The 7365-nt window shown below is 61.7% G+C and carries 7 protein-coding genes; 3 read left to right on the plus strand and 4 right to left on the minus strand.

Annotated features, from left to right (window positions below; genetic code table 11):
* Both VZ95_RS05210 and dapA read right to left on the minus strand, forming a co-directional pair.
* Window positions 1-306 (minus strand): SsrA-binding protein (locus VZ95_RS05210; protein WP_045774926.1); only part of this gene is annotated, 306 nt, incomplete at its 3' end.
* Entirely contained in the window at window positions 306-1208 is a 903-nt protein-coding gene (gene dapA / locus VZ95_RS05215) for a 4-hydroxy-tetrahydrodipicolinate synthase (RefSeq protein WP_232302485.1), read from the minus strand. The genes dapA and VZ95_RS05210, both read right to left, overlap by 1 nt.
* A 114-nt stretch (window positions 1209-1322) precedes the next feature.
* Here dapA and VZ95_RS05220 point away from each other — a divergent pair, with 114 nt between their 5' ends.
* Window positions 1323-3659: a lytic transglycosylase domain-containing protein gene (locus VZ95_RS05220; protein WP_052711505.1), complete on the plus strand. Its 2337-nt coding sequence runs from the start codon at window positions 1323-1325 to the stop codon at window positions 3657-3659.
* A complete protein-coding gene (locus VZ95_RS05225) occupies window positions 3659-4369 on the plus strand; it encodes a haloacid dehalogenase type II (RefSeq protein ID WP_045774928.1) in 711 nt (236 codons plus the stop codon). The genes VZ95_RS05220 and VZ95_RS05225 overlap by 1 nt, the downstream gene beginning before the upstream one ends.
* A gap of 49 nt (window positions 4370-4418) precedes the next feature.
* On the opposite strand, the gene VZ95_RS05230 is transcribed toward VZ95_RS05225, so the two are convergent.
* Window positions 4419-4841: a bactofilin family protein gene (locus VZ95_RS05230; RefSeq protein WP_045774929.1), complete on the minus strand. Its 423-nt coding sequence runs from the start codon at window positions 4839-4841 to the stop codon at window positions 4419-4421.
* Window positions 4822-6303 carry a M23 family metallopeptidase gene (locus VZ95_RS26675; protein ID WP_045774930.1) on the minus strand — a complete coding sequence of 494 codons (1482 nt, stop codon included), beginning with the start codon at window positions 6301-6303 and terminating at the stop codon, window positions 4822-4824. The genes VZ95_RS05230 and VZ95_RS26675 overlap by 20 nt, the downstream gene beginning before the upstream one ends.
* Window positions 6304-6754: 451 nt before the next feature.
* On the opposite strand from VZ95_RS26675, the gene VZ95_RS05240 reads away from it, so the two are divergent.
* Window positions 6755-7365, plus strand: a 611-nt coding sequence (locus VZ95_RS05240) for a hypothetical protein (RefSeq protein ID WP_045774931.1), incomplete at its 3' end; no start/stop codon positions are given.

The raw sequence follows: 7365 nt of genomic DNA on the forward strand, positions 1-7365 counted from the left end.
CCCGTCGCGCTTGATCGCGCCGATCAGCTTATTCCGCTCCTTCTTATGGAGCAGAAGCTTACGCGGGCGACGCTCTTCATGGTTTTCGCGCGACTGTTTATAGGCGGGCACATAGCAGTTGAAGAGCCAGATTTCCCCGCCCATTTGGCTGGCGTGGGATTCGTTGATGCTGGCATGGCCCTGGCGTAGAGATTTCACCTCCGTGCCGTGCAGGATCATGCCGCACTCAATCCGCTCTTCGATAAAATAGTCGAAGGTCGCGCGTCGGTTGAGCGACGCGTACCTGTCGCCGGGGCGAATGGCCATTAGGAGAGCAGCCCTGCCTGCTTCAAAGCGGCCTCGACCTTCGCCCGGCCTGCCGCAGACAGCGGTGCGATGGGCAGGCGGCAGTCGAACGCCCCGAGCCCGAGCAGCGAGGCGGCATATTTCACCGGGGCCGGGCTGGTTTCGCAGAACATGGCTTCGTGGACGGGATAGAGCCGTTCGTTGATCGCCATTGCGGTTTTCACGTCGCCGGCAATCCAAGCGTCGTGCATCTGCGCGAGCAGACCGGGGGCGATATTGGCCGTGACCGAAATACAGCCGTGGCCGCCCTGGACCAGATAGGCGAGCGCGGTCGCGTCTTCGCCTGAAAGCTGAATGAAATCGGCCCCGCAGGTGATGGTTTGGCGTAAGGGGCGCACGAGATCCGCCGTGGCATCCTTCACACCGATGATGCGCGGTAACTCGGCCAAGCGGCCCATCGTTTCCGGCGTCATGTCGACCACCGAGCGGCCGGGGATATTATAGATGAAGATCGGCAAATCGGCGCAATCGTGCAGCGCCTTATAGTGCAGATACATCCCCTCTTGGCTGGGCTTGTTATAGTAGGGCGTCACCACCAGGGCCGCATCGGCCCCGGCCTTTTCGGCGTGGCGCATGAAATCGATGGCTTCGGTGGTCGAGTTCGACCCGGCCCCGGCGATCACCGGCACCTTGCCCTTGGCGACCTCCAGGCACAGCTCGATCACGCGCTTATGTTCATCGTGGCTCAGCGTCGGCGATTCGCCGGTGGTGCCGACGGGAATCAGCCCGTCCGTGCCCTGCTCGATCTGCCAGGCGCAGAGTTTCTGGAACGCGGCCTCGTCCAGCTTCCCGTCTTTGAACGGGGTAAGCAGGGCGACCATCGACCCGTGAAACTTCTGCATCTGAGTGCCTGACACCGACATGGTAAAAATCCTCATAGAACCGCTTTGGGGTTAGAACCGCTTTGGGTTTGCCGACACTAGCCGTGCCGGGCCGCCGAAGACAAGCTTTCGAGCACGTCAACTGCGCATAGAGTGATGCATAAGCGCGTTTACGGCCTCTTGCCGCCGCTCGAAGCCGCGCATACACTCGCGCGCATGATTTCCTATTGGCCCCGGCCCGTCTCCCCGGTTCCGCCCCGCTCCCGCGCTCTGCGCTTGGGTTTGGGCGTTGCTTTGGCCGCTCTGATGGCATTGGTGCCGATGGGGCAAAGCTTCGCGACGACGCCCGCCCCGCAGGCAAAAGCAAGCGCCGCAAAAACTGCGCCGGTCAAACCCGCAACAGTAAAGCCGGTTGCCGCCCCCAAAGCGAAACCGGCGGCGAAGGCTCCCGTCGCCAAAACGACCCCGGCGAAATCCACGCCCCCGGCGGTTGCCAAGCCTAAAGGCAAGCCGCCTTTGGTTCCCGTTGCGGCCGCAGGGGCCGCCACCGTCGCCGGAAAATCGGCGGTCGCGCTCAGTTCCGAAACCTATTACCGCGCCGCCCTGCTGGGTCTCGATTCCGGAAAACCGCTACCGGAAAACCCGCCGCCCTCCACTGATCCGCTGCTGGATAAAGTGTTGAAATGGGCGTCGCTGGTCAAAGGCCTTGGCGGTGCCGGGTTCGAGGATGTGGCGCAGTTCCTCAAAGAGCATCCCGATTGGCCCGCCCAGGCGCAGTTACGCCGCCGGGCCGAAGATTTTCTGCTGACCGAGCCGTCCGATAGTTTCATCGTGCAATGGTTCGATGCCAACCCGCCGCAAAGCCGGGAAGCGCGCCAACGTTATGCCGATGGGCTCGCCGTGGTCGGCCGCGCCGCCGATGCCGCCACCTGGGTGCGCCGCTCCTGGACGGAAGATAGTTTCGCGCCGAGCGAGGAAGTGGCTTATTCGACACGTTACGCTGATATTTTACGCCCAGAAGACCATCGCGCCCGCGCCGACCGTGCCCTTGCCCGCGATGGGAACGATACCGCCCAGCGGCAGCTCACGCGCCTCAGCCCTGCCGATCAGGCGGCGATTTCAGCCCGCCTGTCGATTCGTGGCGGCACCGACCCCGATACCGTCTTAGGCCGCGTCGATAAGGCGACCGCCGCCGACTCGGGCGTGATTTTCGATGCGGTGCGCGCCTATCGCCGCGCCGGAAAAGACGATGCCGCCCGCACACTGCTGGCGCAAAAAGTCGATGCCAGCCAGCGCCCCGATCTCTGGTGGACCGAGCGGGATTTGCAAATCCGCCGCCTGCTGCGCGAAGGCACCCCCGACACGGCCTATAAACTGGCGCGCGATCACGGTTTGCCGCCGGGCACGCCCGAATTCGCCGATTCGGAGTTTCTGGCCGGGCTCATTGCGCTGCGCTGGCAAAAGCAGCCGGACGCGGCGCTAACGCATTTTCAGGCCCTAGTGAAGAACAGCAAGACGCCGCCGAGCCAGTCGCGCGGGGCGTTCTGGTCGGGCCGCGCTGCGCTCGCCCTGGGCCAAGAGGCCGAGGCGAAGCAATGGTTCATGCGCGCCGCCGCCTATCCCGCCGCCTTCTACGGGCAGTTGGCAACGGCCTTGCTAGGCGACACGGTGCCGGGCCGCTTACCGCCCGAAACCCTTCTAGCCGGTGCCGAGAAGCAGAAATTCGACTCGCTGGAGTTGGTGCGAATCGTGCGGCGCTTGACCGATATCGGCGTGCCGGAAAAAGCCGATCCATTCCTATTCCGCCTCGCGGACGGCGGGCAAGAGCGCGCGTCGGGGGCGGCCCAACTGGCCTATAGCCTGGGGCGGACGGAAACCGCCGTGCTCATCGCCCGCCGCGTCTACCGCGACGGCACGCTGCTGGCCGAAAGCGGCTACCCGCTGCTTCCGCAAGCCCTGCCCAGCGCGCCCGAAGCCGCGCTGGTCCACGCGATCATTCGCCAGGAAAGCAATTATTCCCCCACCGCCGTCAGCCGGGTCGGCGCGCGCGGGTTGATGCAGTTGATGCCCGCCACGGCCAAGCAAGTTGCCGGACGCCTGGGACTATCCCATACCGACGGACGCCTGACGGCGGAACCCGGCTATAACGTCCAACTCGGTCAAGCCTATCTCGCAACGGTGCTCGACCAGTTCAACGGCGATTACGCGCTGGCGATTGCCTCCTATAATGCCGGGCCGGGCCGCGTGCGCCAATGGCTGCGGGATTATGGCGACCCCGGCAGCGATATCGAAGGCTGGCTGACCTGGATTGAACAAATTCCCTTCTCGGAAACCCGCAATTACGTTCAGCGCGTGCTGGAAGGCGTTGCGGTCTATCGAGATCGCTGCGCCACACGCCCCCTCAACCGCACCCTGCCGCCACGCAACTGTCGGCTTGGTGCCTTAGCGAATGCGGGCCGCTCCCCGGCCGCCTGCCCTGATTTAACCATCTGATGACTGACCCCGACACGCACATCGATCCCTTTTGCACGATTACGGCCTGCGTTTTCGATGCATATGGCACCCTGTTCGACATTGCCTCGCCCGTGCAGCGGCTGGGGCCGAAGCTGGGCGCGAAAGGCGCGGAACTCATCGCGCTCTGGCGTCGGCGGCAGCTTGAATATTCCTGGCTGCGCAGTTTGATGAACCGCTACTGCGATTTTTGGCAGATCACGGAAGAATCGCTCGATTACGCCCTGGCGGCGCTGAACTATCCCGCCGATGCGGGGCTGCGCCGGGAATTGCTCGATACGTTCCTAACGCTCGATGCGTTCCCCGATGCGGTGCGCACCCTCGGCCTGCTGCGCGACAATGGCTTTCGCGCGGCCATCCTCTCCAACGGCACGCCGCAAATGCTGACGGCGGCCGGTGAGGCCTCCGGAGTGACGCCGCTCGTCGATCTGGTGCTGTCGGTCGAATCGACCGGCTGCTATAAGCCGGACCCTTCCGTTTATCGCCACGCCGTGCAGCGACTCGACGTTCCGCCGGAGCGGATTTTGTTCGTCTCGGCGAATGGATGGGACGTGGCGGGCGCATCGGCCTATGGGCTGCGCACGGTTTGGATCAACCGCAATGGCCTGCCCATCGAAGAACTGGGCATCCGGCCAACCGCAATGCTGACATCGCTGACCGACTTGGTCGGCCTGTTGCGCCTGCCGCGCTAAACGCCTCAGCCCTCAGCAGGCGCGGCCATACTCTGATTAAGCCGCCGCGTTATCGCGCGTCGTTAGCAGCAGCGTGCTGGCCTCGTCGTCCTTTTTTTTCCATAACGGCGGCCAAGCGGCGGCACATACCTTCGAGACGCGCGCCAGCTTCCATCGATAGCATATCGTGGTGAATATCGCCTTCGATCCGCGCCGTCCGGGTCAAGATCACTTCGCGCGCGCGGATCGATCCCACGATGGTTCCCGAAACCCGAACAAGATCCGCCGAAATATTGCCGCGCACTTGCGCGCTTTCCCCAATGGTCAAAATCTGCGCCTCGATATCGCCCTGAACGGTGCCGTCCAGATGCACTTCCCCGGCAGAGGCCAGATTGCCCGTTACCACCATATCGGGCGAGAGAATCGAGGGAACCCCCGCTTCGATTTTAGGGGAGGATTGGGAATCGCGGCGGCTACTTGACTTTGAAAACATAGCTAGCGGCCCTCATGAAATTGGCGGGGTCCAAGGGGCGGCCATTCACGACCACCTCATAGTGCAAGTGGATACCGGAGGCGCGGCCCGATTTGCCCATCAGGCCGAGAACGGTCGCCCGATCCACCTCTTGACCATCGGTCACGCTGATTTCATCCATATGCGCATAGCGCGTGCGAATGGAATAACCGTGATCGACTTCTACTAAGCGGCCATATTGCGGGTGCCACCCGGCAAAGACAATACGTCCCGGTGCCCCCGGACGAATGGGCGTGCGCAAGGGGGCTTGAAGGTCGAGCCCTTCGTGCAGCGCCGCCCGGCCATTGAACGGGTCCTTCCGGTAGCCGAAATTCGACATCACCGCATAATCGTTGCGCACCGGCACCGCCAGCGGCAGGGAACTGAGCAGCGGACGCAGCACTTCCAACCGCTCGACGGAGGTGCCGAGTTGATCGGTCTTGCCGCGCACTTCCGGGGCCAGTTCCTTCACTTGATCCGACCAGGGAATAAACGGCCCGCCGCGCGCGCCCTTGCCATCCCTGCCCGTTACCAGGGGGGAAAGCCGCTTAGGATCGACGCCCGCTGCGGTGAACACCGCCTCAACCCGTTGCAGCGTGCCCTGGGTGCGCTCCTGGAGCTTGGCGAGCGCTTGCTGTTGCTGCTGGGCGAGGGTTGCCATCTTTGCTTCGATCTGCGCGGCCTTCTCGACCGCCGCATCGCGGTCGGCAACGGCTTGGCGGCGACCGGACTGCGCCTGATCGACGATCTGCTGCTTCTGCACGAGGATTTTCTCAAGCTCGACCGCCCGATTCTGCGCCGAGGAAAGCTCGCCCTCAAGCCGTGCGATGTTCCGGTCGATCGAAGCGCGGGCGGCGGCAGCGCGGCGGCGTTCATCGTCGGTCGAGACGATCCGGGTGCGCATCACAGTTACGTCGGTTTGCAACAGGTCATTGCGCTCGGAGAGGTTCGTCAACTCGCCCTCAAGGCCGTGCAACTGCTTGCGTAGGGCTTCTTCGGCGCTCGCGTAACGCTCCCGCTCGGTTTCCGAATCTTCCAGTCGATTATGGATCGAGGCGAGATCGTTCCGCAGCCCCTCATTTTGTTCAATCAACGTCAGAAGATAGGTTCGGTAGTAATTCAAGTCCTTGGTAATGGACATAAATTTTTCGTGCTGACTGGAAACTTCTTCAATTAACTCATGGTAGGCAAGGCGGGTGCGTTCGATTTCACCGTTCTTTTTATCGACTTTAAAACTTTGATAAATATACCCCGTTGTTCCGGCAATCATCCAAGCCGCACAGAAAAGCCCCGCGCCCGCAACCGAGGCCTGAAGCCGGGTGGTCAGCGTCACCGCCCGAACCGTCGCCCCTTCGCGAATCACAATCTGCCGGGCCGGAAACCATGCCGTGAGATTTGCGCGAAAACGCTGCCCCAGGGTCAGCCGAATGCTTTTATTCCGCATCAAATGCTCTTCCCCCAATCTGGCGGCCAAGCCTTAAGGCTCTCGCTAAAATCCGCCGCTGCATTACATCCGATCAATCGGTAAGCCCGATGACCTGGATGGGTTGGAAAGCCCCTTATAGCGCCAATCTTTTGCAATTATCTTAAGTTCGAGACAAAATCTCGTCAGACAGGTCACGCCGTCTTTGGTACTTGATGCCCCCCTGCGCAAGCAACAATTTTGCTTAAGGCGAAGACAAATTTTTTTCGATTTTTCCGGTATTTAGGGGGTTGACGCGTGCCTGTATCACAGCTTCGCGGCAATTGCTGATGCGATACACCCAAATTGATTTTTAACACATTGAAATGTAATACTGATCTGCCGATATAAGGGATGATAGACTCACTTTCTACACTCGAATTTTCTGAACGGCTTTCTATACTGGGGGTCGCTGGGATAGGCTGGAGGGGCAATGCTCTCGCGTAAATTTGATCGGGCGGATTTCGACGCGCGCGCCCTTCGGGCCGATTTCGAGGAGCTTGGCACCCGCCTCAGTGCGGAAGCAAGCGACCTCCGGAGGCGGCTGCACGAACTCTATTACCCCGGTTTTGGGCCGGTCGAAGGCGTCTTGAAGCGACAGGTGCTCCGGCAGTTTAAAGTCTGGGAGGATTATTTTCGAAGCCACGCGACGCAGCTTTTTACCCATACGCGGGAAGTGGAAGAAAAGCTGGTTTACTCCCTCGCAATGGAGGGGCGGGCCGATCTGAAAATCATTCTGGAAAATCTGCGTGACCGGCGCGCGACCGCCGACCTTTTGTTTCGGGCGCTCGCGGCCAAAATGCGCCAAGCGACAACGACGGTTTCGCTCGATGCCGAGCCGATTTACGATTTCTGTCAGGTCATGGAGCAGTTAGGCCTCTATTTCCGCCTCTGTGCCCTTGGCCTCTATCAGCCGGACGCGGTGAAAGCCGCCCTGGGGCGCGATCCGCGTTTTCTCGATGTGGATTGGGACGTTCTGCGCGGTTGGGCCGAAGCGCTGCCCGACCAGATGCGCCCCAAATCGCCCCGCCGAGACGGGTCTGC

Source organism: Elstera litoralis (assembly GCF_000963705.1).
In the GTDB taxonomy this organism is placed as follows: Bacteria; Pseudomonadota; Alphaproteobacteria; order Elsterales; family Elsteraceae; genus Elstera; species Elstera litoralis.